Source organism: Variovorax sp. AC194 (assembly GCF_979257995.1).
Genome location: NZ_OZ409823.1, coordinates 2,959,891 through 2,986,188, shown reverse-complemented (window position 1 = coordinate 2,986,188; position 26,298 = coordinate 2,959,891). Strand labels below are relative to the sequence as shown.

Sequence of the window (26,298 nt, the reverse complement as noted above, 5' to 3'; positions counted from 1 at the left end):
GTGTGCGAAGCCTTCGATTATGCCACAGCATTTTCGCCATTTTGGCGAAACAGCGTGCGTCCGCCGCTGGATTTGTCGAGCTGCGACAACACCGCCTCGTGCGCCGCCAGCTCCTGCTCGCCGGCCGTGATCACCGGCAGTTCGAACTGGCTCAAGTCGATCGCCACCACGGTGGTGCCCTGCGCCGGCTCGTTCGATGCCACATCGATCAGCAGCGCGTCCTGGCCGCGCGTGAGGTTGATGTAGACGTCGGCCAGCAGCTGCGCGTCGAGCTTGGCGCCGTGGAAGGTGCGGTTCGAGCGGTCGACGCCGAAACGGTCGCACAGCGCGTCCAGTGAATTGCGCTTGCCCGGGTAGACCAGCTTGGCCATGGCCAGCGTGTCGGTCACTTCGCCGACGAAGCTGCGCAGCAGCGGCAGGCCCGCGCGCTCGAACTCCTTGTTGAGGAAGCCGACGTCGAAGGCCGCGTTGTGGATGATGATTTCGGCGCCGCGCAGGTACTCGATGATGTCGTTGCCCAGCGTGGCGAACTTCGGCTTGTCGCGCAGGAAATCGGTCGTCAGGCCGTGCACCTTCAGCGCGTCCTCATGGCTCTCGCGCTCGGGGTTGAAGTAGATGTGCAGGTCGTTGCCGGTGAGCTTGCGGGCGAACAGCTCCACGCAGCCGAGCTCGATGATGCGATCGCCGTTCTCGGCAGAGAGCCCGGTGGTTTCGGTATCGAGGACGATCTGGCGCGACATCAGTGGTTTTCCTTGGCGTGGTTGATCGAGTACTTCGGAATCTCGATCGTCACATTTTCCTGCGCCAGGATCGATTGGCAACTCAGGCGCGATTGCGGCTCCAGGCCCCAGGCGCGGTCCAGCAGGTCTTCTTCGCCCTCTTCCGCCTCGTTGAGCGAGTTGAAGCCCTCGCGCACGATCACGTGGCAGGTGGTGCAGGCGCAGCTCATCTCGCAGGCATGCTCGATGTTGATGTGGTTGTCCAGCAGCGCCTCGCAGATCGAGGTGCCGGCGGGCGCGGTGATCTCGGCGCCTTGCGGGCAGTACTCGGGATGCGGGTAGATCTTGATCGTGGGCATGTTGTTGTTCTAGAGGGATTCGACCTTGCGGCCGGCAAGTGCGCGCGCAATGCCCGCGTTCATGCGCTGGGCGGCGAAGGCTTCGGTGTCGTTGGCCAGCGTCTTGGTGGCGGCCTCGATGGCGGCGGCTTCGCTGCTGCCCTTGGCGGCTTCGCGCAGCCGGGTCATCGACGCGTCGATGACGGCGCGCTCGTCTTCGTTCAGCAGGTCGCCGTCGGCATCGAGCGCGCTCTGCGTGGCGAGCAGCATGCGGTCGGCATCGACGCGCGCTTCGACGAGCGCGCGGGCCTGCATGTCCTGCTGCGCGGTGGAGAAGCTCTCCTGCAGCATCGTTGCGATCTGGTCGTCGGAGAGTCCATACGACGGCTTGACGGCCACGCTCGCCTCGACGCCGCTGCCCTGCTCTTTGGCGCTCACGCTCAGCAGGCCATCGGCATCGACGGTGAAGGTCACGCGGATGCGCGCCGCGCCGGCCGCCATCGGCGGAATGCCGCGCAGCGTGAAGCGCGCGAGGCTGCGGCAGTCGGACACCAGGTCGCGCTCGCCCTGCACCACGTGCAGCGCGAGGGCCGTCTGGCCGTCCTGGTAGGTCGTGAAGTCCTGCGCCATTGCCGTCGGGATGGTCTGGTTGCGCGGCACGATGCGCTCGACCAAACCGCCCATCGTCTCGATGCCGAGCGAGAGCGGGATCACATCGAGCAGCAGCAGGTCGCCCGCCCCGTTGTTGCCGGCCAGCTGGTTGGCCTGGATCGCCGCGCCGAGCGCGACGACTTCGTCCGGGTTCAGGTTGACCAGCGGCTCGCGGCCGAAGAATGCGGCCACGGCCTCGCGGATCTGCGGCATGCGGGTGGAGCCGCCGACCAGGACGATGCCTTGCAGGTCGTCGGCCTTGAGCTTCGCATCGCGCAGGGCCTTGCGGACGGCAGCGATGGTCTTGTCCGTGAGCGGCTTGGTGGCCGCGTCGAACTGTGCGCGCGTCAGGACGAACTGCGCTGCGCCGCCGGCCACGTCGGCGTGGAAGGCCACGGTGCCCGAATCGGTCAGCGCTTCTTTCGCCGCGCGGGCCGCCACGAGCACTGCGGCCTTGTCGCTGTCGTTGCCGACTTTTACGCCGGTTTGCGCGAGCACGAAATCGGCGAGCGCGTGGTCGTAGTCGTCACCGCCAAGCGCCGAATCGCCGCCGGTCGCGATGACCTCGAACACGCCTTGGGTCAGCCGCAGGATCGAGATGTCGAAGGTGCCGCCGCCGAGGTCGTAGACCGCGTAGACGCCTTCGCTCGCGTTGTCCAGGCCGTAGGCAATGGCCGCGGCCGTGGGCTCGCTGATCAGGCGCAGTACGTTGAGGCCGGCCAGTTGCGCCGCGTCCTTCGTGGCCTGGCGCTGGCCTTCGTCGAAGTAGGCCGGCACGGTGATGACGGCGCCGTAGAGCTCGTCGTCGAAAGTGTCTTCGGCGCGGAAACGCAGCGTGGCCAGGATCTCGGCGCTGATCTCGACCGGCGACTTCTCGCCCACCGAGGTCTGCACCTTCACCATGCCGCCCTCGTCGCCGCCGATGCGGTAAGACATGGCGTCGCGGTTCGCGATGTCGGCCAGCCCGCGGCCCATGAGGCGCTTGACCGAAGTGATGGTGTTGGCGGGGTCCTGCGCGCGAGCGGCGAGCGCATCGAAGCCGATCTGCCGGCGGTCGCCCTCGAGGTAGCGCACAGCCGAGGGCAACAGCACGCGGCCCTGGTCGTCGGGCAGGCACTCGGCCACGCCGTTGCGCACCGCGGCCACCAGCGAATGCGTGGTGCCCAGGTCGATGCCGACGGCGATGCGGCGCTGGTGCGGATCGGGCGCCTGGCCGGGTTCGGAAATCTGAAGAAGAGCCATAAGGGCTTATTGTCCCAACTGATCGAATTTGGCTTCGACGTCCTGTCCGAAGCGCTCAATGAACATGAGGGCTCTCACCTGCTGCGCGGCGGCGGGGTAGTCGCCCTTCTCGTCGATCAGCCAGTCGAGCGACGACAGCGCGCGGGCGCGGCCGGCATCGACTTCGGCCTGCAGCTTCTCGACCGCGGCGATGTCGCCTGCATCGTCGAGCGCCTCGCGCCATTCCATCTGCTGCATCAGAAAATCAGGCGGCATCGCCGTGTTGTTCTCGGCGTTCAGCGGCGCGTCGTGCAGCTCGCAGATGTAGCTCGCGCGGCGGATCGGGTCCTTCAGCCGCTGGTAGGCCTCGTTGATGCGCACCGACCACTGCATGGCCACGCGCTGCGCCGCGGCGCCCTGCGCGGCGAAGCGGTCCGGGTGGGCCTCGCGCTGCAGCTCTTTCCAGCGCGCATCGAGCGCGGTGCGGTCCTGCGCGAAGGTCGCCGGGACGGCGAACAGTTCAAAGTCGGTGTCGTTCAGGTTCATGGCAAGAAAAAACCGCCAGCACATGACATGGTGGCGGCTGTGGTCGCGGTCAGCGACGACGCATCAGATGCGAAAGCTTTCTCCGCAGCCGCAGCGATCGCGCTCGTTCGGATTGATGAACTTGAAGCCTTCGTTCAGGCCCTCGCGCACGAAATCCAGCTGCGTGCCGTCGATATAGGCCAGGCTCTTCGGATCGACCAGCACCTTCACGCCGTGGTCTTCGAAAATCACGTCTTCAGGCGTGAACTCGTCGACGTACTCGAGCTTGTAGGCCAAGCCCGAGCAGCCGGTGGTCTTCACGCCCAGCCGCACGCCCACGCCCTTGCCCCGTTTGCCGAGGTAGCGGGTGACGTGGCGCGCAGCGGCTTCGGTCAGCGTGACGGCCATTTCAGTGAACAGCTTCGGCGGCCGACTCGGCTGTCTTGGCGCCGTGCTTGGCCTTGTAATCGCTCACGGCTGCCTTGATGGCGTCTTCCGCGAGGATCGAGCAGTGGATCTTGACCGGCGGCAGCGCCAGTTCTTCGGCGATCTGCGCGTTCTTGAGCGCAGCCGCTTCGTCGAGCGTCTTGCCCTTGACCCATTCGGTCACGAGCGAGGACGAGGCGATGGCCGAGCCGCAGCCGTAGGTCTTGAAGCGTGCGTCTTCGATCACGCCGGTTTCGGGGTTGACCTTGATCTGCAGCTTCATCACGTCGCCGCAGGCCGGCGCGCCGACCATGCCGGTGCCTACCGAGTCGTCGCCTTTTTCGAAGGAGCCGACGTTGCGGGGGTTTTCGTAGTGGTCGATGACCTTGGAAGAATATGCCATGGTGTACCTCTCAAACTTTGTTCAATCGTGGAGCCTCGGGGCGGGCCGTTCGTGTCTGCGTTCGTGTCAGTGGGCCGACCACTGGATCGTGCTGATGTCGACGCCGTCCTGGAACATCTCCCAGAGGGGGCTCAGCTCGCGCAGCTTGGCCACGTTGTGCTTGATGGTCGAGATGGCGTAGTCGATTTCTTCTTCGGTCGTGAAACGGCCGATGGTCATGCGAAGGCTGCTGTGGGCCAACTCGTCGCTGCGGCCCAAGGCGCGCAGCACGTAGCTGGGTTCCAGGCTGGCCGAGGTGCAGGCCGAACCCGACGACACCGCCAGGCCCTTGATGCCCATGATCAGCGATTCGCCTTCGACGTAGTTGAAGCTCATGTTCAGGTTGTGCGGCACGCGGCGTTCGAGGTCGCCGTTGATGAACACCTGTTCAACATCCTTCAGGCCATCGAGCAGGCGCTGCTGCAGGCGGCGCGCATGGGCGATGTCGTCCTTCATCTCGAGCTTGGCGATGCGGTAGGCCTCGCCCATGCCGACGATCTGGTGCGTGGGCAAGGTGCCCGAGCGCATGCCGCGCTCGTGACCGCCGCCGTGCATCTGCGCTTCGAGGCGAATGCGGGGCTTGCGGCGCACGTACAGGGCGCCGATGCCCTTGGGGCCGTAGGTCTTGTGCGAGGCGAGGCTCATCAGGTCGATGGGCAATTGCGTGATGTCGATGTCGACCTTGCCGGTGGCCTGGGCCGAATCGACGTGGAAGATCACGCCCTTTTCGCGGCAGACGTTGCCCAGCGCGACCACATCTTGAATCACGCCGATCTCGTTGTTCACGAAGAGCACGCTGGCCAGGATGGTGTCGGGGCGGATCGCCGCCTTGAATTTGTCCAGATCGACGAGGCCGTTTTCCTCGACGTCGAGGTAAGTGACTTCGAAGCCCTGGCGCTCGAGCTCGCGCATGGTGTCGAGCACGGCCTTGTGCTCGGTCTTCAGCGTGATCAGGTGCTTGCCCTTGCCCTTGTAGAACTGGGCCGCGCCCTTGAGGGCGAGGTTGATGGACTCGGTGGCACCCGAGGTCCAGACGATTTCGCGGGGGTCCGCATTGATCAGGTCCGCCACTTGGCCGCGCGCCTTTTCGACCGCCTCTTCAGCTTCCCAGCCCCATGCGTGACTGCGCGACGCCGGGTTGCCGAAGTGCTCGCGCAACCAGGGAATCATGGCGTCGACCACACGCGGGTCGACCGGCGTGGTCGCGCCGTAATCGAGATAGATCGGGAAATGAGGAGTGACGTCCATGGCTGGCTCGGGCTGGCGTGGGGGGTTGTTCTTTGATCTGGGCTTCTCTCGCAGCTGCGCCCGAAGGCGCCTGCCGCGATTCAAGGCATCAGGACTTGGCGAAGACGTTGCCGAGGGCGAACACCGAATTCGGCGCATTCACGCGAATCGGCTTGACCACCGGCTGCGCCGAGATCGCGCGCTTGACGACCGGCTTGTTCTCGATCTGCACGCCCTTGGCGATCTGGTCGTCGACCAGCTTCTGCAGGGTGACGGAATCGAGAAACTCGACCATGCGCTGGTTCAGCGAAGCCCACAGCTCGTGCGTCATGCAGCGGCCGGCTTCGCCGAGGCAATTTTCCTTGCCGCCGCATTGCGTGGCATCGATGGGTTCATCGACGGAAACAATGATGTCGGCCACCGTGATGTCCGCAGCCTTGCGGCCGAGGCTGTAGCCGCCGCCGGGGCCGCGGGTCGATTCGACCAATTCGTGACGGCGCAGCTTGCCGAACAGTTGTTCGAGGTACGACAACGAAATCTGCTGCCGCTGACTGATTGCAGCCAAGGTGACCGGACCGGTGTTCTGGCGCAGGGCCAGATCGATCATGGCGGTGACCGCAAAACGGCCTTTGGTAGTGAGACGCATCGCAAGCTCCTTCAAGTGCTTACCGTTGAAATGACACCGTGGTCCTGGACCGCGGTGACTTCGTCTCCGCCCTGCCCGACCCCTGACACTGGTGAACCAGTCGGTAGGAGTCGGTCCTTCATCGCGAAGTTCTAGTTTTTGTTGTTGAGTGTTTCGGTCAAGTATAGCAGAAGGCCCTCAACTCTGCTGGGGTAAACCCCAGCGCCAACCCCTTGAAGAACGCGGACTTCCGGCCTACGACGGCAAGATCGCGATGTTGTCCCCGCCCGCCGCCCCGAACGCCTGCTCGCGCAGCAGCGCCAGCTGGTCCCGAACCCGCGCCGCCTTCTCGAATTCGAGGTTGCGCGCGTGTTCGAGCATGAGCTTCTCCAGCCGCTTGATTTCCCGCGCGATGTCCTTCTCGCTCATGTCCTCGACCTTGGCGCGCTCCAGGTCGAGCTTGGCCATTTCCTTGCCGGTCTTCTCGCTGTAGACCCCGTCGATCAGGTCGCGCACCTGCTTGACGATGCTGCGCGGTGTGATGCCGTTGGCCTCGTTGTGGGCGATCTGGCGCGCGCGTCGGCGTTCGGTTTCGTCGATGGCCTTCTTCATCGATTCGGTCATGCGGTCCGCATACAGGATCGCCTTGCCGTTCAGGTTCCGCGCCGCGCGGCCGATGGTCTGGATCAGCGAGCGCTCGGCGCGCAGGAACCCTTCCTTGTCCGCATCGAGGATCGCGACCAACGACACCTCCGGGATGTCCAGGCCTTCGCGCAGCAGGTTGATGCCCACCAGCACGTCGAAGGTGCCCAGGCGCAGGTCGCGCAGGATCTCGACCCGCTCGACCGTGTCCACATCGCTGTGCAGGTAGCGCACCTTGACGCCGTTATCGCCCAGGTAGTCGGTCAATTGCTCGGCCATGCGCTTGGTCAGCGTGGTGATGAGCACGCGCTCGTTCTTGTCGACGCGAATGCGGATCTCGCCCAGCACGTCGTCCACCTGGTGCGTGGCGGGACGCACCTCGACCTCGGGATCGATCAGGCCCGTCGGCCGCACCAACTGCTCGACGACATTACCGGAGTGGTCCTTCTCGTACTGCGCCGGCGTGGCCGAAACGAAGATCGCCTGCCGCATGCGCTTCTCGAATTCCTCGAACTTGAGCGGCCGGTTGTCCATCGCCGAAGGCAACCGGAAGCCGTACTCGACCAGCGTGGTCTTGCGTGCCCGATCGCCGCTGTACATCGCGTTGAGCTGGCCGATCATCTGGTGGCTCTCGTCGAGGAACATCAGCGCGTCCTTCGGGAGATAGTCCGTCAGCGTGGCCGGCGGATCGCCCGGCGCCGCGCCCGAGAGGTGGCGCGAGTAGTTCTCGATGCCCTTGCAGTGACCGATCTCGGCCAGCATCTCCAGGTCGAAGCGGGTGCGCTGCTCCAGGCGTTGCGCCTCCACGAGCTTGCCCTGGCCTACGAATTCCTTCAGCCGCTCGGCCAACTCGATCTTGATGGTCTCGACCGCGCCCAGCACCTTGTCGCGCGGCGTCACGTAGTGGCTCGACGGGTACACCGTGAAGCGCGGGATCTTCTGGCGGATGCGCCCCGTGAGCGGGTCGAACAGCTGCAGCGACTCGATCTCGTCGTCGAACAGCTCGATGCGGATCGCCAGTTCGCTGTGCTCGGCCGGAAACACGTCGATCGTGTCGCCGCGCACGCGGAACGTGCCGCGCGCAAAGTCCTGCTCATTGCGCGTGTACTGCATGCGGATCAGCCGGCTGATCACGTCGCGCTGCCCGATCTTGTCGCCCACCCGCATGATGAAACGCATCTGCGTGTAGTCCTCGGGCGTGCCGATGCCGTAGATGGCGCTCACCGTGGCCACGATGACCGTGTCGCGCCGCTCCAGCACGCTCTTGGTGGCCGACAGGCGCATCTGCTCGATGTGCTCGTTGATCGAGGAGTCCTTCTCGATGAACAGGTCGCGCTGCGGCACGTAGGCCTCGGGCTGGTAGTAGTCGTAGTAGCTCACGAAGTACTCGACCGCGTTCTTCGGAAAGAACTCGCGGAACTCGCTGTAGAGCTGCGCGGCCAGCGTCTTGTTGGGCGCGAACACGATGGCCGGGCGGCCCAGCCGCGCGATCACGTTGGCCATGGTGAAGGTCTTGCCCGAGCCCGTGACGCCCAGCAGCGTCTGGAACACCTCGCCGTCGATCACGCCCTCGACGAGCCCGTCGATCGCCTTGGGCTGGTCGCCGGCCGGCGGATACGGCTGGAAAAGCTCGAACGGGGAGTCGGGGTAGCGGATGAATTCGCCCTGTTTCGCCGGACCGATCGGGTCCAGTTTCTTCAGGTCTGCTATGGCTTCGGTGTTCTCTGGCATGGCTGTTCCCGACAGGTGGCGATGGCGCCGGTAAAATTCAAGGCAACCGGAAAGCGTAGCGCAAGTCCGGTTGCCAGCGAAGCTTTCATCCCAAAGGACCTTTCCATGTCTATGTTCACCGCGGTCGAAATGGCACCGCGCGACCCGATCCTCGGCCTCAACGAGCAATTTGCCGCCGATACCAACCCCAACAAGGTCAATCTCGGCGTCGGCGTCTATTACGACGACAACGGCAAGCTGCCCCTGCTCCAGTGCGTGCAGGCCGCAGAGCAAGACATGATGAAAGCGCCCTCGGCGCGCGGTTATCTCCCCATCGACGGCATCGTGGCGTACGACAACGCCGTGAAGACGCTGGTTTTCGGTGCCGACAGCGAACCCGTGCAATCGGGCCGCGTGGCCACCATCCAGGCCATCGGCGGCACCGGCGGCCTGAAGGTCGGCGCCGACTTCCTGAAGAAGCTCAACCCCAAGGCCAAGGTGCTGATCAGCGACCCGAGCTGGGAAAACCACCGCGCCCTGTTCACCAACGCGGGCTTCGAAGTCGACAGCTACCCCTACTACGACGCCGCCAAGCGCGGCATCAACTTCGACGGCATGCTGGCCGCGCTCAACGCGGCGCCCGCGGGCTCCGTCGTCGTGCTGCATGCCTGCTGCCACAACCCGACCGGCTACGACATCACGTCCGAGCAGTGGGACCAGGTCGTTGCCGCGGTCAAGGCGAAGGGCCTCGTGCCCTTCCTGGACATGGCCTACCAGGGCTTCGGCTACGGCCTGAAGGAAGACGGCGCGGCCGTCGCCAAGTTCGTCGAAGCGGGCCTCACCTTCTTCGTCTCGACCTCCTTCTCCAAGAGCTTCAGCCTCTACGGCGAACGCGTGGGCGCCCTCTCGGTGCTGTGCGAGAACAAGGAAGAAGCCGGCCGCGTGCTCTCGCAACTCAAGATCGCCATCCGCACCAACTACAGCAACCCGCCGATCCACGGCGGCGCCGTGGTGGCCGCGGTGCTCGGCAATGCCGAACTGCGCGCCCTGTGGGAAAAGGAACTGGGCGAGATGCGCGTGCGCATCAAGGCCATGCGCCAGAAGCTGGTCGACGGCTTGAAGGCCGCGGGCGTGAAAGAAGACATGAGCTTCATCACCACGCAGATCGGCATGTTCAGCTACTCGGGCCTCACCAAAGACCAGATGGTGCGCCTGCGCAATGAGTTCGGCGTGTACGGCACCGACACTGGCCGCATGTGCGTGGCCGCGCTCAACAGCAAGAACATCGACTACGTCTGCGCGTCGATCGCCAAGGTCATCTAAGTGACACCGGTGTGAAGGAATCCGTCTTCCGGCGATTCCTTCACATCTTTCGCAGGAATCGGCCCCTTTCGCTGGGTCGGACTAGGGGTTAGGCCCCCTGCATGGCGGCAGATGCGCTGATATATTGCACTGCAACAATCCACTCCAAGACCCGCAATGCTCTATCAACTCTACGAAGCCCAGCGTTCCCTGATGGAGCCGTTCTCGGACTTCGCGCAGGCGGCCTCCAAGCTCTACGGCCAGGGCGCCGTCTGGGGCCAGTTGCCGATGGCACAGCGCATGGCCGCCGGCTACGACCTGCTCTATCGCCTGGGCAAGGACTACGAGAAGCCCGAGTTCAACATCAAGTCGGTGAAGGTCGATGGCGAAGAGGTCGTCATCCAGGAGGCCGTCGAGCTCGACAAGCCCTTCTGCGAACTGCGCCGCTTCAAGCGTTTCACCGACGAGCCGCACATCCTCAAGACGCTCAAGAGCCAGCCCGTGGTGCTGATCGTGGCGCCGCTGTCGGGCCACTACGCCACGCTCCTGCGCGACACCGTGCGCACCATGCTGCAGGACCACAAGGTCTACATCACCGACTGGAAAAACGCCCGCCTCGTGCCGATGTCGGAAGGCGAATTCCACCTGGACGACTACATCAACTACGTGCAGGAGTTCATCCGCCGCCTGCAGGCCGAGTATGGCAACTGCCACGTGGTCAGCGTGTGCCAGCCCACCGTGCCGGTGCTCGCGGCCGTCTCGCTCATGGCCAGCCGCAAGGAAGCGCTGCCGCTCACGCTGACGATGATGGGCGGCCCGATCGACGCCCGCAAGTCGCCCACCGCGGTCAACAACCTCGCGATGAACAAGAGCTACGAATGGTTCGAGAACAACGTGATCTATCGCGTGCCGCAGGGCTTTGCGGGTGAAGGCCGCCGCGTGTACCCGGGCTTCCTGCAGCACACCGGCTTCGTCGCGATGAACCCCGACCGCCACGCCTCGAGCCACTACGACTACTTCAAGGACCTCATCAAGGGCGACGACGCCAGCGCCGAGGCCCACCGCAAGTTCTACGACGAGTACAACGCCGTGCTCGACATGGACGCCGATTACTACCTGGACACCATCCGCACCGTGTTCCAGCAGTTCGAGCTCGTGAACGGCACCTGGGACGTGAAGAACCCCGAAGGCCAGATCGAGCGCGTGCGTCCGCAGGACATCCGCACGGCCGCGCTGCTGACGGTCGAAGGCGAGCTGGACGACATCTCCGGCTCGGGCCAGACCGAAGCCGCGCACAGCCTGTGCACCGGCGTCGCCGATTCGAAGCGCGAGCACTACGAAGTCAAGGGCGCGGGCCACTACGGCATCTTCAGCGGCCGCCGCTGGCGCGACCTCGTCTACCCGAAGCTGGTGAAGTTCATCGCCGCGAACGACCAGCCGCAAAGCCGTGCCGGCGCGCGCGAAAGCCTCGCGGCCGAAGACCGCGTCAAGCCGGGCCAGAAGGTCGCTGCCGTTGCGGCCAAGAAAACGCCGGCCGCCAAGAAGGCTGCCGTGGCCGCCCCCGCCAAGAAACCCGCGGCCGCTGCCAAGAAGCCCCGCGCCAGCGCCGCGCGCTGAGGCGCGCGCAACCTCAAGTGAACGGGCTGGCCGCACGCATCAACGACGCACTGCCGCAAACGCAGTGCACACGGTGCGGCTACCCCGATTGCGCCGGCTACGCGCAAGCCATCGCCGATGGCGAAGCGGACATCAACCAGTGCCCGCCGGGCGGCGCCGAAGGCATCGATCGCCTCGCGCTCGTCACCGGCCGCCCCGCGCTGCCGCTCGATCCGCAATTCGGCACCGAAGGCCCGCGCTCCATGGCCGTCATCGACGAGGCCTGGTGCATCGGCTGCACGCTGTGCCTCGATGCCTGCCCAACCGATGCGATCGTCGGCATCAACAAGCGCATGCACACGGTGATCGAGGCGCACTGCACGGGCTGTGAACTCTGCATTCCGGTCTGCCCGGTCGACTGCATTTCGCTCGAAGTCGAAACGCCGGGCCGCAGCGGCTGGCAAGCCTGGTCGCAGGCGCAAGCCGAAGCCGCGCTGCAACGCTACAAGCTGCATGGCCAGCACCGCGATGCGGCCAAGCGCGAAGCCGAACCGACACCCGCCGTCTCCGAGCCCCAAGCCGCCGACACACGCAAGCGCTCCATCGTCGAAGCCGCGCTGGCGCGAGCCCGCGCCGCGGCCGAGCAACGCGAAAAAGCCAAACCCCAGCCATGACCCTCGACACCCTGCTGATCTACGTCGTCGCCTCGCTCGCCCTCGCGGTGATCCCCGGCCCCACGATGCTGCTGGCGCTGTCCAACGGCATCGACGGCGGCATGCGGCGCGCGAGCTGGGGCATCGCCGGTGCGTCGCTCGGCAGCACCACGCTGATCGCGGTCGTCGCGCTCGGGCTGGGTTCGCTGCTCGCGACGTCGGAGCTGCTCTTCAACGCGATCCGAATCGCGGGCGTCGTCTACCTCGTGTGGCTCGGCATCAAGCTCTGGCGCAGCGACGCGACCGATCTCGGCACGGCGCTGGCCAAGTCCGCCGTCGAGGTCCGCCCGCATGGCCGCGTGGCCCTCGTGCGCAGCCTGCTCGTGGCACTGTCAAACCCGAAGACGGTGCTGTTCTTCGCGGCCTTCCTGCCGCAGTTCATCGACATCACCCAGCCGCAAGGCCCGCAGTACCTGCTGCTCGGCGCGATCTTCGTCGCGCTCGACACCTGCGTGATGCTGGCCTACGCGGCCGCCGGCACGCAGGCCGTGCGCTGGCTCTCGCGCCGCGGCCTCAAGGTGCTGAACCGCAGCTGCGCGGCCGGCATGTGGCTGCTGGCGGCCACGCTGGCGTTCTGGCGCCGTCCGGGCACCTGAGGGCGTTCAGCCCTTCAGTTCTTTTTCGGGCGCTTGAAGAGCAGCAACAGCACCCCGGCCAGCACGACCGCCACCGCATACCACTCGAAGCGCGTGACGGTCTCGTTGGCGATCCACACGCCCAGCAGCATCGCGATCACGGGGTTCACGAAGGTGTAGCTCGCCGCCAGCGCGGCCGGCGCCTTCGCGAGCAGCACCATGTAGGCGTTGAAGGCGATCAGCGAGCCGAACACCACCAGGTACAGCCAGGCCCAGACGGCCTCTGGCGCCGGTGGCCACGCGAGGCTCTCGCGCGAGACGGCTGCCAGCACCAGCAGCACCACGCCGCCGCAGATCATCTCGCTCGCAAAGCCCATCGCGCCTGGCGCAAGCGGCAGGCTGCGCTGGCTCAGCACGCTGCCCATCGACCAGCAGATGCAGGCAATCGAAATCGCCGCCAACCCCGCGGGCGACGACTGGAAGCCGCTGCCCTGCGTGAGCATCAGCACGCCGATGAGCCCGAGCGCGATGCCCGCCGCCTCCATGCGCGTCGGCTTGATGCCCCAGATCAAATTCAGCAGCGCGATCAGCAGCGGCACCACCGCGATGAAGGCCACCACGAGCCCCGAGCCGATCGTGACTTCGGCATGCGCTGTGCCGCCCATGCCGCCGCCGAGCATCAACGCGCCGACCACCAGCGCATTGCGCCATTGCAATTTCGAAGGCCACGCGGCGCCGCGCCAGCGCATCCACGCGGCCAGCAGCAGTCCCGCGAACAGGAAGCGCGATCCCATCTGCAGGAACGGCGGAAAGCTGATCAGCGCGTACTTGATCGCCAGATACGTCGAGCCCCACACCACCCAGGTGGCGGCGAGGCAAAGCCACAGCAAAGGCGGAAGCGCGCCGCGGTTGGCACCGGGCGCGGCGGGAGCGGCAAGGGTTGGCATATCGAGGAGTCTCTTGTTTTATTGGTACTGAAGCGCCGCCCATGGTATGAAAGCCGCCTCCCACGAACCATGGACATTCCACGGTTCTGCCGCTCCATCACCGTCGATTTAAAGGAGTTCCATGGACTTCACCTTGAACCCCGCGCTTGACGCTCACGACACGCGCATCCTCACCGAATTGCAGAGCGACGCGCGCCTCACGATGGCCGAACTCGGCCGCCGCGTGCACCTGAGCCAGCCGGCCGTGACCGAGCGCGTGAAGAAGCTGGAGGCCGCGGGCGTCATCAGCGGCTACCGCGCCACCGTCAACCTCGGCAAGCTGGGCTACGGCATCCGCGCGATCATCCGCGTCGGCCGCGCCGACTACGACCATGTCGTGAAGCTCGTGCAGGACACGCCCGAGTGCGTGAACGCCTACAACGTGACCGGCGAGGACAGCTGGATCCTCGAGATCGCCGTGATCGACGTGAGCCACCTCGACGCGGTGGTCACCAAGTTCTGCATCCTCACCGAGACGGCCACCTCGATCATCCTGAACCCGGCGCGCGAGCACCAGCCGATGCTGCCGCCGCACCGCTCGGATGTGCGGCCGCCGATCAGGAAGGTGCTCAATGCCTGATACGGCTGAGAGGCCGGAGTCAATTTTTCAAAGGTCCAAAACCCGTTCGGGCTGAGCTTGTCGAAGCCGTGCGCGAGGCTTCGACAAGCTCAGCCCGAACGGTTGTTGGAGGTCAGTGGTTCGCCAGCGCGCTGAAGGCCTTCACCACTTCTGGCGGCGCCTGCACCATCTCGATCAAGACGCCCTCGCCCGCGATCGGAAACTCCTCGTTCGCCTTCGGGTGCAGGAAGCAGATGTCGAAACCGGCCGCGCCCTGGCGAATGCCGCCGGGCGCAAAGCGCACGCCCTGCGCCGTGAGCCATTCGACGGCCTTGGGCAGGTCGTCGATCCACAGCCCCACGTGGTTGAGCGGCGTCGCGTGCACCGCGGGTTTCTTGTCCGGGTCCAGCGGCTGCATCAGGTCGACCTCGACCTTGAACGGCCCGCTGCCCATCGAACAAATGTCCTCGTCGACGTTCTCGCGTTCGCTCTTGAACGTGCCGGTGACTTCGAGCCCCAGCATGTCGACCCAGAGCTTCTGCAGGCGCATCTTGTCGAGCCCGCCGATGGCGATCTGCTGGATGCCCAGCACCTTGAAGGGACGCGCCGCGGCCGTCATGCGCAGACCTCCACCGTTTCGGTGGTCGTCGTGCGGCGCGGCTGTAGGCCGAGCTTGCGCAGCAGCTGCACGTCCGCATCCACGTCGGGGTTGCCTGTGACCAGCAGCTTGTCGCCATAGAAGATCGAATTCGCGCCCGCCATGAAGCACAGCGCCTGCACCGCGTCGCCCATCTGCTGGCGCCCGGCCGACAGCCGCACGCGCGCGGTCGGCATCGTGATGCGCGCGACCGCGATCATGCGCACGAAGTCGAAGGGATCGACCGGCTCCGAATCTGCGAGCGGCGTGCCCGGCACGCGCACCAGGCTGTTGATCGGCACCGACTCCGGGTACGGATTCAGGTTGGCCAGCTGCGCGATCAGCCCCGCGCGGTGCACCGGCTGCTCGCCCATGCCGACGATGCCGCCGCAGCACACGCTGATGCCGGCGCTGCGCACATGGGCCAGCGTGTCGAGCCGGTCCTGGTAGCTGCGCGTATCGACGACGTCGGTGTAGTACTCGGGCGCGGTGTCCAGGTTGTGGTTGTAGTAGTCGAGGCCCGCGGCCTTCAGCTGGTGCGCGTGGTGCGGCTCCAGCATGCCGAGCGTGGCGCAGGTCTGCAGCCCCAAGCCCTTCACCGCCTCGACCAGCACGACCACCTTCTCCACGTCGCGGTCCTTCGGCGCGCGCCATGCGGCGCCCATGCAGAAGCGCGTGGCGCCCGCGTCCTTGGCGGCCTGCGCGGCGCGCAGCACCTCGTCGACCTCCATGAGTTTTTGCGCCTTCACGCCGGTGTCGAATTCGGCCGACTGCGGGCAGTAGCCGCAGTTCTCGGGACAGCCACCGGTCTTGACCGACAGCAGCGTCGCCAGCTCGATGTCGCCTTCGGGAAAGTGCTCGCGGTGCACCGTCTGCGCCTCGAACAGCAGGTCCATCAGCGGCTTGTCGAGCAGCGCCTGGATCGCCTCGACCGACCACGGGCCTTGCGGCGTCAGCGGCTTTGCGGGCCGGTGCAGCGTGATCGTCTGTTGCAGGTCGTTGGCACCCATCAGTTGAACTCCAGAATGATTTGGTCGACAGCGAGCGATTCGCCCTTGCCTGCCGAGATTTTTCCGACCACGCCGTCCTGCGTGGCGAAGAGCACGTTTTCCATCTTCATGGCCTCGATGACGGCCAGCTTCTCGCCGGCACGCACCTGCTGCCCCGGCTGCACCGACACCTCGACCAGGAGACCTGGCATCGGCGACATCAGGAACTTGCTCAGGTCCGGCGGCGCCTTGTAGGGCATCAGTTCGAGCAGGCGCGCGCCCAGCGGCGACAGCACCATGGCCTCGATCTGCGTGCCGTCGTGCGACACGCGCAGCGCCAGCGGGTTCTTGCCCGCGCCGCGCTCCACTTGTGCGGTGAAGGGCTTGTCATTGACCATGCCCTGCACGCGAATCGCGCCGAGCGCAAAGCTGCTGTCGATCTTGTAGCTCTTGCCGCCCACGGCCACCGCGCTCGCGCCGGTCTTGCCGTGGAAATCGGTGACCGACACGGGGTGCTGCACATGCTTGCCCTCGGGCCCGAGCTCCACCACCACGAACTGCTCGCCCACCTTGACGCCATGGCCCGCGAGCTGCCCGCTGATGCCCGAGGCGCGCGCGCGATAGCGGCGGTGCACATAGGCTGCGAGCGCGACGAGGAACGACGGATCGGCGTGCGGCACATCTTCCGCGTGGAAGCCCTTGCCGTAGTGCTCGGCGATGAAGCCGGTGTTGAAATCGCCCGCCACGAACTTCGGATGCGCGAGCAGCGCCGCCTGGAACGGGATGTTGCTGCTGATGCCGCGGATCACGAAGCCGTTGAGCGCCTCGCGCATGCGGGCGATCGCATGCTGGCGATCCTTGCCGTGCACGATGAGCTTGGCGATCATCGAGTCGTAGTACATCGGGATCTCACCGCCGTCGTACACGCCGGTGTCCACGCGCACGCCTTGCAGGTGCTCCGTGTCGCTCGCGAACATCGACTCGGCCGGCGGCTGGAACTTCACCAGGCGCCCGGTCGAAGGCAGGAAGTTGCGGAACGGGTCTTCGGCGTTGATGCGGCACTCGATGGCCCAGCCATCGCGCTTGACCTCTTCCTGCGTGAGCGGCAATTCTTCGCCTGCGGCCACGCGGATCATCAGCTCGACGAGGTCCAGCCCCGTGATGCATTCGGTGACCGGGTGCTCCACCTGCAGCCGGGTGTTCATCTCCAGGAAATAGAAGCTCTGGTCCTTGCCGACCACGAACTCCACCGTGCCCGCGCTCTGGTAGTTCACCGCCTTGGCCAGCTGCACCGCCTGCGCGCCCATGGCCTTGCGCGTCTCGTCGCTGATGAAGGGCGACGGCGCCTCTTCGATCACCTTCTGGTGGCGCCGCTGGATCGAGCACTCGCGCTCGTTCAGGTAGATCACGTTGCCGTGCGAATCGCCCAGCACCTGGATCTCGATGTGGCGCGGCTCCTCGACGAACTTCTCGATGAACACGCGATCGTCGCCGAAGCTGTTGCGCGCTTCGTTCCGGCACGAGGTGAAGCCCTCGAAAGCATCCTTGTCGTCATAGGCCACGCGCAGGCCCTTGCCGCCGCCGCCGGCCGAGGCCTTGATCATCACGGGATAGCCGATGTCCTTGGCGATCTCCACGGCGCGCTCGGCCGTCTCGATGGCGTCGTTCCAGCCCGGAATGGTGTTGACCTTCGCTTCGTTCGCGAGCTTCTTGGAGGCGATCTTGTCGCCCATCGCCGCGATCGAATAATGCTTCGGTCCGATGAAGGCGATGCCCTCTTCCTCGACCTTGCGCGCAAAGGCTTCGTTCTCCGAGAGGAAGCCGTAGCCCGGATGCACCGCCTCGGCGCCCGTCTCTTTGCACGCCGCGATGATGCGGTCGGCCTGCAGATAGCTCTCGCGGCTGGGCGCGGCGCCGATGTGCACGGCCTCGTCGGCCAGCTCGACGTGGCGCGCTTCCTTGTCGGCGTCGGAGTAGACGGCGACGGTGAGGATGCCCATCTTCTTGGCCGTTTGAATCACGCGGCAGGCGATTTCACCGCGATTGGCGATCAGGATCTTCTTAAACATCTGTGGTCTCCGCGGTGAAATCGCCGCACGCTTCGCGTGCCAAGCAATGTGACTTCGTCGCTGCGCCGCTGCGCGGCTGGTCACCGCGGTTGGCAATCAGGATCTTCTTGAACATGTTCTTCTTCTCCGTGCCGCTCACAGCGGAATGTTCCCGTGCTTGCGCCACGGGTTCTCGAGCTTCTTCTCGCGCAGCATCACCAGCGAGCGGCAGATGCGCTTGCGCGTCTCGTGCGGCAGGATCACGTCGTCGATGTAGCCGCGTGCGCTTGCCACGTAGGGGTTCGCAAAACGCGCCTTGTATTCCGCCTCGCGCGCGGCGAGCTTCTCGGGGTCGTTCTTGTCCTCGCGGAAGATGATTTCCACCGCGCCCTTGGCGCCCATCACCGCGATCTCGGCGCGCGGCCAGGCGAGGTTGACGTCGCCGCGCAGGTGCTTGGACGCCATCACGTCGTACGCGCCGCCATAGGCCTTGCGCGTGATGACGGTGATCTTGGGCACCGTGCATTCCGCGTACGCGTAGAGCAGCTTGGCGCCGTGCTTGATGATGCCGCCGTACTCCTGCCCCGTGCCGGGCATGAAGCCGGGCACGTCCACGAAGGTGATGACCGGGATGTTGAACGCATCGCAAAAACGCACGAAGCGCGCGGCCTTGATGCTGCTCTTGATGTCCAGGCACCCCGCCAGCACCAGCGGCTGGTTCGCCACGATGCCCACCGTCTGGCCTTCCATGCGCGCGAAGCCGATCACGATGTTCTTCGCATAGTCGGGCTGCAGCTCGAAAAAGTCGCCGTCATCCACCACCTTGAGGATCAGCTCCTTGATGTCGTAGGGCTTGTTCGGGTTGTCGGGCACCAGCGTGTCGAGCGAGTAGTCGGGCCGGTCGGCCGGGTCGCCCTGGCCGTTGTTGCCCAGGCGCACGGGCGGCTTCTCGCGGTTATTGAGCGGCAGGTAGTTGTACAGGCGGCGCAGCATCATCAGCGCCTCCACGTCGTTCTCGAACGCCATGTCGGCCACGCCGCTGCGCGTGGTGTGGGTGATGGCGCCGCCGAGCTCCTCGGCCGTCACGGTCTCGTGCGTCACGGTCTTCACCACGTCGGGGCCGGTGACGAACATGTAGCTGGAGTCCTTCACCATGAAGATGAAGTCGGTCATGGCCGGCGAATACACCGCGCCGCCCGCGCACGGGCCCATGATCATGCTGATCTGCGGCACAACGCCCGAAGCCATCACGTTGCGCTGGAACACGTCGGCATAGCCGCCCAGCGACGCCACGCCTTCCTGGATGCGCGCGCCGCCCGAATCGTTGAGGCCGATGACCGGTGCGCCGACCTTCATCGCCTGGTCCATCACCTTGCAGATCTTCTCGGCATGCGCTTCGCTGAGCGCGCCGCCGAAGACGGTGAAGTCCTGGCTGTACACGAACACCAGGCGGCCGTTGATCATGCCGTAGCCGGTGACCACGCCGTCGCCGGGGATCTTCTGCTCGGCCATGCCGAAATCGACCGAGCGGTGCTCGACGAACATGTCCCACTCTTCGAAGGTGTTGTCGTCCAGCAGGAGCTCGATGCGCTCGCGCGCCGTGAGCTTGCCCTTGGCGTGCTGCGCGTCGATGCGCTTCTGTCCGCCGCCCAGGCGCGCCTTGGCGCGGCGCTGTTCGAGTTGTTCAATCAGTTCTTGCATGGTGTGCTTCCGAAGCTGTGGTCGTGAATCGTGTGTTGTCAGGGGCTGGCAGTGATGGCCGCCGCCGCGAGCAGCTGGCGCGCCGCGGTCGATGCCGGCAGCGCGCCCTGCGCCACCTGCTGGGTGAGTTGCGGCAGCAGCTCGCGCACCTGCGGGTGGTGCCTGAAGGCGTGCTTGAGGCCCGCGTCGATGCGCTCCCACATCCACGCGGTCGCCTGCTTTTCGCGGCGCCTGGCAAGCTTGCCGTTGGCGGTCTGCAGCGATCTGAATTGGGTGACGGCTTCCCAGAAGGCATCGACGCCCGTGCCCGCGAGCGCGCTCAGCTGCAGCACCCGGGGCAGCCAGAAGCGCACCTCCGCGCCGCTGTGCGCGTCGTGCACCGCATGCGCGTGGTCCGGGTTGCCCTGGTGGCCGAAGAGGCGCAGCGCCGAGGTGATCTGGGCCTGCGCGCGCGTGGCGGCGTCCTTGTCGATGTCGGCCTTGTTGATGACCACGAGGTCCGCGAGCTCCATCACGCCCTTCTTGATCGCCTGCAGGTCGTCGCCGGCGTTGGGCAGCTGCATCAGCACGAACATATCGGTCATGCCGGACACCGCGGTCTCGCTCTGGCCCACGCCCACGGTCTCGACGATCACGACGTCGTAGCCCGCGGCCTCGCACACCAGCATCGCCTCGCGCGTCTTCTCGGCCACGCCGCCCAGCGTGCCGCTCGACGGGCTCGGGCGGATGTAGGCGCGCTCGTGCACCGAGAGCCGCTCCATGCGCGTCTTGTCGCCGAGGATGGAACCGCCCGAGACGGTGGACGACGGGTCGATGGTGAGCACCGCGACGCGATGGCCCTTGTCGATCAGCAAGAGACCCAGCGTCTCGATGAAGGTCGATTTGCCCACGCCCGGTACGCCCGAGATGCCGAGGCGAAACGAATGGCCGGTGCGCGGCAGCAGCGCGGTGAGCAACTCGTCGGCCTGGGTGCGGTGGTCGGCCCGCGTGGATTCGAGCAGCGTGATCGCCTTGGCGATCGCGCGCCGCTGCACCATGCCGTTCGAATCGCCGATGGCGCGCTCCAGCGCTTCCACCGAGTTCAGCACGCGGCCTCCGCGGTCACGCGCCAGCGGTAGTGCAGATCGACGCCCTCCTCGCCCTCCAGCACGAAGCCGTGCCGCAGGTAGAAGCGGTTCGCATCGCTCTGCACGAGCGCGGTGAGCTTGATGTCGAGGTTCTTTTCGCGCGCTTCGGCCTTGGCCCAGCGCATCACCCATTCGCCGATGCCACTGCCCTGGAAGCCGGTGCGCAAATAAAGATGATCGAGCCTCAGCGCATCCGCGCCCTCGGGCTTGAGCGTGACGAAGCCCACGCGCTGGTCGCCGTCGAGCACGATGTGGTGCATGAACGGCACGGCGAACCCCGCGCTCAGCCGTTCGCGCGAACGCGCAAGGTCGAAGCGACCGACACGCTCCAGGCTCGGGCGCATCGCATCGATGCGCACGGCCAGCATGTCCTCGAAATCGCTGGAATCCACGGGCTGCAGCGACAGCCGCGACAAGAGATCGCCCACGTCTGGCGTCCCGGTCAGGCCGCGACCGCCGCGCGGATCTGCTCCAGCACGTCCTTGGCGCTGGCCGGGATCGGGGTGCCCGGTCCGTAGATGCCCTTGACGCCGGCCTCATAGAGAAAGTCGTAGTCCTGCCGCGGAATCACGCCGCCGACGAACACGATGATGTCGTCTGCGCCCTGCTTCTTGAGCTCGTTGATGATGGCCGGCACCAGCGTCTTGTGGCCGGCCGCGAGGGTGCTCACGCCGACGGCATGCACGTCGTTCTCGATCGCCTGCCGCGCGCACTCCTCGGGCGTCTGGAAGAGCGGCCCCATGTCCACGTCGAAGCCCAGGTCGGCGAAGGCCGTGGCCACCACCTTGGCGCCGCGGTCGTGCCCGTCCTGCCCGAGCTTGGAGATCATCACGCGAGGACGGCGCCCCTGTTCCTCGGCGAAGGCGTTGATTTCGGTCTTGAGGGCTTCCCAGCCCTCGGCGGAGTCATAGGCAGCTGCGTACACACCGGTCACCTTTTGCGTGTCGGCCCGATGGCGGCCGAATGATTTTTCGAGCGCATCCGAAATCTCGCCCACCGTGGCGCGAAGGCGCACCGCGTCGATGCTCAGCGCGAGCAGGTTGCCCGTGCCGTTCTCGGCCGCTTCGGTGAGCGCATCGAGCGCGGCCTGCACCTTGGCGCTGTCGCGCGACGCGCGGATCTTCTGCAGCCGCGCCACCTGCTGGTCGCGCACCATCACGTTGTCGATCGAGAGGCTGTCGATCGCGTCCTCGTTCTTGAGCTTGTACTTGTTGACGCCCACGATCACGTCCTTGCCCGAGTCGATGCGCGCCTGCTTCTCGGCCGCGGCCGCCTCGATCTTGAGCTTGGCCCAGCCGCTGTCCACCGCCTTGGTCATCCCGCCCATCGCCTCGACTTCTTCGATGATGGCCCAGGCCGCATCGGCCATGTCCTGCGTGAGCTTCTCCATCATGTAGCTGCCGGCCCAGGGGTCCACCACGTTGGTGATGTGCGTCTCTTCCTGGATGATGAGCTGCGTGTTGCGCGCGATGCGCGAGCTGAACTCGGTGGGCAGCGCAATGGCTTCGTCCAGCGCGTTGGTGTGCAGGCTCTGCGTGCCGCCGAACACCGCGGCCATCGCCTCGATGGTGGTGCGCACGATGTTGTTGTACGGGTCCTGCTCGGTGAGCGACCAGCCCGAGGTCTGGCAGTGCGTGCGCAGCATCAGGCTCTTGGGGTTCTTGGGCTCGAACTCCTTCATGATGCGGCACCACAGAAGGCGCGCCGCGCGCATCTTGGCCACTTCCAGATAGAAGTTCATGCCGATGGCCCAGAAGAAGCTCAGGCGCCCGGCGAAGCCATCGACATCGAGGCCCTTGGCCAGCGCGGTCTTCACGTATTCCTTGCCGTCGGCCAGCGTGAATGCAAGTTCGAGCGCCTGGTTCGCGCCGGCCTCCTGCATGTGATAACCGCTGATGCTGATCGAGTTGAACTTGGGCATGTTCTGCGCCGTGTACTCGATGATGTCGCCGATGATCCGCATGCTCGGCGCGGGCGGAAAGATGTAGGTGTTGCGGACCATGAACTCCTTGAGGATGTCGTTCTGGATGGTTCCGCTCAGCTGATCCTGCGCCACGCCCTGCTCCTCGGCTGCGACCACGTAGCCCGCGAGCACCGGCAGCACGGCGCCGTTCATCGTCATCGAGACGGAGACCTTGTCCAGCGGGATCTGGTCGAACAGGATCTTCATGTCTTCCACCGAATCGATCGCCACGCCGGCCTTGCCGACGTCGCCGGTCACGCGCGGGTGGTCGCTGTCGTAGCCGCGATGGGTGGCCAGGTCGAAGGCCACGCTCACGCCCTGCCCGCCCGCGGCCAGCGCCTTGCGGTAGAAGGCGTTCGATTCCTCGGCGGTCGAGAAGCCGGCGTACTGGCGAATGGTCCACGGGCGCACCGCGTACATGGTGGCCTGCGGGCCGCGCAGGTACGGCTCGAAGCCGGGCAGCGTGTCGGTGTACTTCAGCCCCTGCAGGTCGGCCGCGGTGTAGAGCGGCTTGACGGTGATGCCGTCGGGCGTGACCCAGTTCAGCGCGCTCACGTCGCCGCCCGGCGCGGACTTGGCCGCGGACTTGGCCCAGGCGCCGAGGTCGGCGGGCTTGAAGGTGGGTTCGGGTGTGCTGCTCATGGAAGGCGCCGCTTTGCAGTTGTCTTGCAGGGGATTCGCAAATTCGCCCGCAAGGATTTGCAGGCCGGCAGCGAGTCTAACCGATCCATAATTATTAATTCAAACCCGTTTTCTGCGGTACATTCCTGCCCATGTCCGCCGTCCCCTTGACTCCATTAACTCCGCTCACCCCGCGCGCCCTCTACGAAGAAGTGGCCGAGCTGCTGCGCCTGCGGATCTTCCGCCGCGAGCTGGAGCCCGGCAGCTGGATCGACGAACTCAAGCTCGCCGAGGAGTACGGCATCAGCCGCACCCCGCTGCGCGAGGCGCTCAAGGTGCTGGCCGCCGAAGGGCTGGTGACGATGAAGCTGCGCCGCGGCGCCTACGTGACCGAGGTGTCCGAGCAGGACCTGGCGGACGTCTACCACCTGCTCTCGCTGCTGGAGAGCGACGCGGCCGGCGTGGTGGCCGAGCGCGCCACCGATGCCGAGCGCGCCGAGTTGAAACGCCTGCACACCGAGCTCGAAGCCGCGGCCGCGCCGGGCAAGGAAGACCGCGAGCACTTCTTCGCGCTCAACGAGCGCTTTCATATGCAGCTCCTGGCCATCGCCAACAACAAGTGGCGCGACCAGATGGTGGCGGACCTTCGAAAGGTGATGAAGCTCAACCGCCACAACTCGCTGCTGAAGGCGGGGCGCATCGCCGAATCGCTGGCCGAGCACCGCTCGGTGATGGCCGCGATCGAATCGCGCGACGCTGCTGGCGCCATGGCGCGCATGCGCGAGCACTTCAAGAACGGCCTGGAAGCGGCGAACTAGAGTTCGCGGGCGGCCGCTCAGCCGGCGTCCGCCGCGGTGCCGGCTTCCTTGGCGATCCGCTGGGCAATTTCCTGCAGCCGCGGCGCCACGCGGCTGAGCATGACGTCCTTGGGCAGCAGGTAGGCGGGGCCGGCGCAACTCAGGCCGTAGCGTTCGCCGCCCGGGCCCTGCAGTGCGAAGCCCAGGGCATGGATGTGGGGGTGCCATTCGCCGAAGGAACTGCAATAGCCCAGGCGGGCGTATTCCTCGATGCCCGCCAGCAGGCCGGGCTCCACCGTGGGCCAGTTCTCTCCGGTCTCGGTGCGGATCTGCTCCAGCAGCACGGCTTGCTCGGACTGCGGTAGCGCCGCCAGGTACGCGCGGCCGGCGGCCGAGGTGGCGATCGGCAGGCGCGTGCCCACCTCGATGCGCGAACTGATGAGCGCCGAACGCGGCCGCAGCGAATCGATGACCAGCATGTCGAGTTCGTCGCGCACGCCCACGTGGATGCTGGCGCCCGCGAACTCCGACAGCTCCGTCAGATGGGGCCGCGCGACCGTGCGCAAATCGAAATGCCGCAGATACCGGCTGCTCATGTCGAGCAGCGCCGGCCCGAGGCTGAAGCGCTCGCTGTCGCGCGACTGGCGCAGGTACCCGGCGCCCACCAGCGTGGCGGTCAACCGCGAGACGGTCGCCTTGGGGATGCCCGTCGTGTCGGCCAGATCCCGGTTGCCCATCGGCGCGGCTGCCATCCCGATGGTCTTGAGTAATGCCAAGCCGCGTGCCAGTGCGCTCACTTCCTCTTTGCTGCCAACAGCTTCGCTCATGTGAAGAACCTTTTTTTTGTTTCCCTGACCTCTTTATTCTTGAGCAAAAACAGGCGTGTAAGCCACACTTGTTGCCGCATTGTTTCGGAACCATGTTCCGTTAAAAAAGGTAAAACGCCTCGATTCAGCGACGAAAAAGAGCCGTTTCGAGCGAACTAACGCACGAAATCACTGAGTTCGAAGACGAGGCGGATGCGCCGGGAAAGCGAAAAGCGGCCTGGCCGCCAGCCGGCTCAGGCGGCCTGCGCGACCGGCTCGTGCGCGAGCGCCATCACCTCGTGCGGCGGGCGCGTCTTCAGGCGATGGTCGCTCCAGACCTGGCGCCAGCGGCGTGCGCCGGGCAGGCCGTTGCGCAGGCCCAGCATGTGGCGCGCGATCGATGACCACTGCGTGCCGTGCTCGGCCGCCTCGCGCACCATGTAATCGCACATCAGCGACTCCACCTCTTCGCGCGTGAGCGGCTGCGGCGCGGCGCCGAAGAACTCGGCGTCCCACTCGGCGAGCCACCAGGGGTTGTGATACGCCTCCCGCCCCACCATCACGCCATCGAGCAGCCGCAGATGCTCGTGCACCTGCTCGTTGACCGAGATGCCGCCATTGATGGAAAAACTCAGCGCGGGAAAGTCGTGCTTGAGCCGATGCACCAGCGCGTAACGCAGCGGCGGAATCTCGCGGTTCTGCTTGGGGCTCAGGCCCTTCAACCACGCATTGCGCGCATGCACGATGAAGGTGCCGCACCCCGCTTCGCTCACCTGGCCGACGAAGTCGCGCACGAACTCGTAGCTCTCGATCTTGTCGATGCCGATGCGGTGCTTCACGGTGACCGGCACATCGACCACATCGACCATCGCCTTCACGCAGTCGGCCACCAGCTGCGGCTCGTTCATGAGGCAGGCGCCGAACGCGCCGCGCTGCACGCGCTCGCTCGGGCAGCCGCAGTTCAGATTGATCTCGTCGTAGCCCCATTCCTGGCCGAGCTTCGCGCAGTGCGCCAAGTCGGCTGGCTCGCTGCCGCCCAGCTGCAGCGCCACAGGGTGTTCTTCAGCGTGAAAGCGAAGGTGCCGCGGCACATCGCCATGCACCAGCGCGCCGGTCGTCACCATCTCGGTGTAGAGCAGCGCGTGACGCGACATCAGGCGATGGAAGTACCGGCAGTGACGGTCCGTCCAGTCCATCATCGGCGCGACCGAGACGGTTTTTTCTTTGAGATTCGACAACTTGGATTGATCACTCATACGCTTGGAACCCTGCGTGTGCACGCCATCCGGTTCGGGAAGGCGCGGGTCCCGTCACCATCAGCCAGACATCGGCTGCATCAGCCGGGTAGTTTC

General features: G+C 65.8%; 26 protein-coding genes. 6 read left to right on the top strand and 20 right to left on the bottom strand.

Annotated features, from left to right (window positions below; all coding sequences use genetic code 11):
- Positions 1–17: 17 nt before the first annotated feature.
- The 9 genes from dnaQ to uvrB form a co-directional block, all read right to left on the bottom strand.
- Positions 18–740 (bottom strand): DNA polymerase III subunit epsilon, encoded by a 723-nt coding sequence (gene dnaQ, locus ACZYRS_RS14355; protein ID WP_463419806.1) that lies wholly within the window; start codon positions 738–740, stop codon positions 18–20.
- Positions 740–1,078: an ISC system 2Fe-2S type ferredoxin gene (gene fdx / locus ACZYRS_RS14350; protein WP_013542153.1), complete on the bottom strand. Its 339-nt coding sequence runs from the start codon at positions 1,076–1,078 to the stop codon at positions 740–742. The genes dnaQ and fdx overlap by 1 nt, the downstream gene beginning before the upstream one ends.
- 9 nt (positions 1,079–1,087) lie before the next feature.
- Positions 1,088–2,950, bottom strand: a complete 1,863-nt coding sequence (hscA, locus tag ACZYRS_RS14345) for a Fe-S protein assembly chaperone HscA (RefSeq protein WP_463419805.1) — start codon at positions 2,948–2,950, stop codon at positions 1,088–1,090.
- Between the two features lie 6 nt (positions 2,951–2,956).
- Positions 2,957–3,475: a Fe-S protein assembly co-chaperone HscB gene (gene hscB, locus ACZYRS_RS14340; RefSeq protein ID WP_463419804.1), complete on the bottom strand. Its 519-nt coding sequence runs from the start codon at positions 3,473–3,475 to the stop codon at positions 2,957–2,959.
- A gap of 63 nt (positions 3,476–3,538) precedes the next feature.
- Complete coding sequence (gene iscA / locus ACZYRS_RS14335) at positions 3,539–3,862, bottom strand: iron-sulfur cluster assembly protein IscA (RefSeq protein ID WP_463419803.1); 324 nt, start codon at positions 3,860–3,862, stop codon at positions 3,539–3,541.
- A gap of 1 nt (position 3,863) precedes the next feature.
- The gene (gene iscU, locus ACZYRS_RS14330; RefSeq protein WP_013542156.1) at positions 3,864–4,283 is read right to left on the bottom strand and encodes a Fe-S cluster assembly scaffold IscU; all 420 of its coding nucleotides are present in this window, start codon (positions 4,281–4,283) and stop codon (positions 3,864–3,866) included.
- 66 nt (positions 4,284–4,349) lie between these two features.
- The gene (locus ACZYRS_RS14325; protein ID WP_198786136.1) at positions 4,350–5,570 is read right to left on the bottom strand and encodes an IscS subfamily cysteine desulfurase; all 1,221 of its coding nucleotides are present in this window, start codon (positions 5,568–5,570) and stop codon (positions 4,350–4,352) included.
- Between the two features lie 88 nt (positions 5,571–5,658).
- Positions 5,659–6,195: a Fe-S cluster assembly transcriptional regulator IscR gene (iscR, locus tag ACZYRS_RS14320; protein ID WP_093237517.1), complete on the bottom strand. Its 537-nt coding sequence runs from the start codon at positions 6,193–6,195 to the stop codon at positions 5,659–5,661.
- Between the two features lie 234 nt (positions 6,196–6,429).
- Positions 6,430–8,547: an excinuclease ABC subunit UvrB gene (gene uvrB / locus ACZYRS_RS14315; protein WP_463419802.1), complete on the bottom strand. Its 2,118-nt coding sequence runs from the start codon at positions 8,545–8,547 to the stop codon at positions 6,430–6,432.
- A 105-nt stretch (positions 8,548–8,652) separates the two neighbouring features.
- Here uvrB and ACZYRS_RS14310 point away from each other — a divergent pair, with 105 nt between their 5' ends.
- The 4 genes from ACZYRS_RS14310 to ACZYRS_RS14295 all read left to right on the top strand — a co-directional run bounded on the left by ACZYRS_RS14310 (position 8,653) and on the right by ACZYRS_RS14295 (position 12,733).
- On the top strand, positions 8,653–9,849 hold the full coding sequence (locus ACZYRS_RS14310; RefSeq protein WP_463419801.1) for an amino acid aminotransferase: 1,197 nt from the start codon (positions 8,653–8,655) through the stop codon (positions 9,847–9,849).
- Positions 9,850–10,005: 156 nt separating this feature from the next.
- A complete protein-coding gene (locus ACZYRS_RS14305) occupies positions 10,006–11,445 on the top strand; it encodes a polyhydroxyalkanoate depolymerase (protein WP_198786134.1) in 1,440 nt (479 codons plus the stop codon).
- A 17-nt stretch (positions 11,446–11,462) separates the two neighbouring features.
- On the top strand, positions 11,463–12,098 hold the full coding sequence (locus ACZYRS_RS14300) for an RnfABCDGE type electron transport complex subunit B (RefSeq protein ID WP_463419800.1): 636 nt from the start codon (positions 11,463–11,465) through the stop codon (positions 12,096–12,098).
- On the top strand, positions 12,095–12,733 hold the full coding sequence (locus tag ACZYRS_RS14295) for a LysE family translocator (RefSeq protein WP_463419799.1): 639 nt from the start codon (positions 12,095–12,097) through the stop codon (positions 12,731–12,733). Before ACZYRS_RS14300 ends, ACZYRS_RS14295 begins: the two co-directional genes overlap by 4 nt.
- Positions 12,734–12,747: 14 nt before the next feature.
- Here ACZYRS_RS14295 and yedA read toward each other — a convergent pair whose 3' ends face one another.
- Positions 12,748–13,659: a drug/metabolite exporter YedA gene (gene yedA, locus ACZYRS_RS14290; protein ID WP_463419798.1), complete on the bottom strand. Its 912-nt coding sequence runs from the start codon at positions 13,657–13,659 to the stop codon at positions 12,748–12,750.
- Positions 13,660–13,780: 121 nt separating this feature from the next.
- Between yedA and ACZYRS_RS14285 the strand changes: the two genes are divergently transcribed.
- Positions 13,781–14,278, top strand: a complete 498-nt coding sequence (locus tag ACZYRS_RS14285) for an Lrp/AsnC family transcriptional regulator (RefSeq protein ID WP_463419797.1) — start codon at positions 13,781–13,783, stop codon at positions 14,276–14,278.
- Positions 14,279–14,390: 112 nt separating this feature from the next.
- On the opposite strand, the gene ACZYRS_RS14280 is transcribed toward ACZYRS_RS14285, so the two are convergent.
- Genes ACZYRS_RS14280 through scpA form a run of 8 tightly spaced genes read right to left on the bottom strand, consistent with a single transcriptional unit; the run spans position 14,391 to position 23,364 of the window.
- A complete protein-coding gene (locus ACZYRS_RS14280; RefSeq protein WP_463419796.1) occupies positions 14,391–14,876 on the bottom strand; it encodes a VOC family protein in 486 nt (161 codons plus the stop codon).
- Entirely contained in the window at positions 14,873–15,904 is a 1,032-nt protein-coding gene (gene bioB, locus ACZYRS_RS14275) for a biotin synthase BioB (protein WP_463419795.1), read from the bottom strand. Before bioB ends, ACZYRS_RS14280 begins: the two co-directional genes overlap by 4 nt.
- A complete protein-coding gene (gene accC / locus ACZYRS_RS14270) occupies positions 15,904–17,952 on the bottom strand; it encodes an acetyl-CoA carboxylase biotin carboxylase subunit (protein WP_463419794.1) in 2,049 nt (682 codons plus the stop codon). The genes bioB and accC overlap by 1 nt, the downstream gene beginning before the upstream one ends.
- On the bottom strand, positions 17,945–18,067 hold the full coding sequence (locus ACZYRS_RS14265; RefSeq protein ID WP_269823163.1) for a hypothetical protein: 123 nt from the start codon (positions 18,065–18,067) through the stop codon (positions 17,945–17,947). Before ACZYRS_RS14265 ends, accC begins: the two co-directional genes overlap by 8 nt.
- A gap of 20 nt (positions 18,068–18,087) precedes the next feature.
- Positions 18,088–19,632, bottom strand: coding sequence for an acyl-CoA carboxylase subunit beta (locus ACZYRS_RS14260; protein WP_198786126.1), 1,545 nt, complete (start codon positions 19,630–19,632; stop codon positions 18,088–18,090).
- 38 nt (positions 19,633–19,670) lie between these two features.
- Positions 19,671–20,669 (bottom strand): methylmalonyl Co-A mutase-associated GTPase MeaB, encoded by a 999-nt coding sequence (gene meaB / locus ACZYRS_RS14255; RefSeq protein ID WP_463422487.1) that lies wholly within the window; start codon positions 20,667–20,669, stop codon positions 19,671–19,673.
- A 44-nt stretch (positions 20,670–20,713) separates the two neighbouring features.
- Positions 20,714–21,187 carry a GNAT family N-acetyltransferase gene (locus tag ACZYRS_RS14250; RefSeq protein ID WP_463419793.1) on the bottom strand — a complete coding sequence of 158 codons (474 nt, stop codon included), beginning with the start codon at positions 21,185–21,187 and terminating at the stop codon, positions 20,714–20,716.
- A 14-nt stretch (positions 21,188–21,201) separates the two neighbouring features.
- Positions 21,202–23,364 (bottom strand): methylmalonyl-CoA mutase, encoded by a 2,163-nt coding sequence (scpA, locus tag ACZYRS_RS14245; protein ID WP_463419792.1) that lies wholly within the window; start codon positions 23,362–23,364, stop codon positions 21,202–21,204.
- Between the two features lie 131 nt (positions 23,365–23,495).
- On the opposite strand from scpA, the gene ACZYRS_RS14240 reads away from it, so the two are divergent.
- Positions 23,496–24,161 carry a GntR family transcriptional regulator gene (locus ACZYRS_RS14240; RefSeq protein WP_463419791.1) on the top strand — a complete coding sequence of 222 codons (666 nt, stop codon included), beginning with the start codon at positions 23,496–23,498 and terminating at the stop codon, positions 24,159–24,161.
- Between the two features lie 17 nt (positions 24,162–24,178).
- Here ACZYRS_RS14240 and ACZYRS_RS14235 read toward each other — a convergent pair whose 3' ends face one another.
- Positions 24,179–24,967: an IclR family transcriptional regulator gene (locus tag ACZYRS_RS14235; protein WP_463419790.1), complete on the bottom strand. Its 789-nt coding sequence runs from the start codon at positions 24,965–24,967 to the stop codon at positions 24,179–24,181.
- A 233-nt stretch (positions 24,968–25,200) separates the two neighbouring features.
- Positions 25,201–26,202 carry a tRNA dihydrouridine(20/20a) synthase DusA gene (gene dusA / locus ACZYRS_RS14230; RefSeq protein ID WP_463419789.1) on the bottom strand — a complete coding sequence of 334 codons (1,002 nt, stop codon included), beginning with the start codon at positions 26,200–26,202 and terminating at the stop codon, positions 25,201–25,203.
- Between the last annotated feature and the right edge of the window lie 96 nt (positions 26,203–26,298).

Excerpts from the sequence above, each read along its gene's own strand:
- dnaQ (WP_463419806.1), bottom strand. The coding sequence starts at position 740 with ATGTCGCGCCAGATCGTCCTCGATACCGAAACCACCGGGCTCTCTGCC.
- fdx (WP_013542153.1), bottom strand. The coding sequence starts at position 1,078 with ATGCCCACGATCAAGATCTACCCGCATCCCGAGTACTGCCCGCAAGGC.
- hscA (WP_463419805.1), bottom strand. The coding sequence starts at position 2,950 with ATGGCTCTTCTTCAGATTTCCGAACCCGGCCAGGCGCCCGATCCGCAC.
- hscB (WP_463419804.1), bottom strand. The coding sequence starts at position 3,475 with ATGAACCTGAACGACACCGACTTTGAACTGTTCGCCGTCCCGGCGACC.
- iscA (WP_463419803.1), bottom strand. The coding sequence starts at position 3,862 with ATGGCCGTCACGCTGACCGAAGCCGCTGCGCGCCACGTCACCCGCTAC.
- iscU (WP_013542156.1), bottom strand. The coding sequence starts at position 4,283 with ATGGCATATTCTTCCAAGGTCATCGACCACTACGAAAACCCCCGCAAC.
- ACZYRS_RS14325 (WP_198786136.1), bottom strand. The coding sequence starts at position 5,570 with ATGGACGTCACTCCTCATTTCCCGATCTATCTCGATTACGGCGCGACC.
- iscR (WP_093237517.1), bottom strand. The coding sequence starts at position 6,195 with ATGCGTCTCACTACCAAAGGCCGTTTTGCGGTCACCGCCATGATCGAT.
- uvrB (WP_463419802.1), bottom strand. The coding sequence starts at position 8,547 with ATGCCAGAGAACACCGAAGCCATAGCAGACCTGAAGAAACTGGACCCG.
- ACZYRS_RS14310 (WP_463419801.1), top strand. The coding sequence starts at position 8,653 with ATGTCTATGTTCACCGCGGTCGAAATGGCACCGCGCGACCCGATCCTC.
- ACZYRS_RS14305 (WP_198786134.1), top strand. The coding sequence starts at position 10,006 with ATGCTCTATCAACTCTACGAAGCCCAGCGTTCCCTGATGGAGCCGTTC.
- ACZYRS_RS14295 (WP_463419799.1), top strand. The coding sequence starts at position 12,095 with ATGACCCTCGACACCCTGCTGATCTACGTCGTCGCCTCGCTCGCCCTC.
- yedA (WP_463419798.1), bottom strand. The coding sequence starts at position 13,659 with ATGCCAACCCTTGCCGCTCCCGCCGCGCCCGGTGCCAACCGCGGCGCG.
- ACZYRS_RS14285 (WP_463419797.1), top strand. The coding sequence starts at position 13,781 with ATGGACTTCACCTTGAACCCCGCGCTTGACGCTCACGACACGCGCATC.
- ACZYRS_RS14280 (WP_463419796.1), bottom strand. The coding sequence starts at position 14,876 with ATGACGGCCGCGGCGCGTCCCTTCAAGGTGCTGGGCATCCAGCAGATC.
- bioB (WP_463419795.1), bottom strand. The coding sequence starts at position 15,904 with ATGGGTGCCAACGACCTGCAACAGACGATCACGCTGCACCGGCCCGCA.
- accC (WP_463419794.1), bottom strand. The coding sequence starts at position 17,952 with ATGTTTAAGAAGATCCTGATCGCCAATCGCGGTGAAATCGCCTGCCGC.
- ACZYRS_RS14265 (WP_269823163.1), bottom strand. The coding sequence starts at position 18,067 with ATGTTCAAGAAGATCCTGATTGCCAACCGCGGTGACCAGCCGCGCAGC.
- ACZYRS_RS14260 (WP_198786126.1), bottom strand. The coding sequence starts at position 19,632 with ATGCAAGAACTGATTGAACAACTCGAACAGCGCCGCGCCAAGGCGCGC.
- meaB (WP_463422487.1), bottom strand. The coding sequence starts at position 20,669 with ATGGTGCAGCGGCGCGCGATCGCCAAGGCGATCACGCTGCTCGAATCC.
- scpA (WP_463419792.1), bottom strand. The coding sequence starts at position 23,364 with ATGAGCAGCACACCCGAACCCACCTTCAAGCCCGCCGACCTCGGCGCC.
- ACZYRS_RS14240 (WP_463419791.1), top strand. The coding sequence starts at position 23,496 with ATGTCCGCCGTCCCCTTGACTCCATTAACTCCGCTCACCCCGCGCGCC.
- ACZYRS_RS14235 (WP_463419790.1), bottom strand. The coding sequence starts at position 24,967 with ATGAGCGAAGCTGTTGGCAGCAAAGAGGAAGTGAGCGCACTGGCACGC.
- dusA (WP_463419789.1), bottom strand. The coding sequence starts at position 26,202 with ATGAGTGATCAATCCAAGTTGTCGAATCTCAAAGAAAAAACCGTCTCG.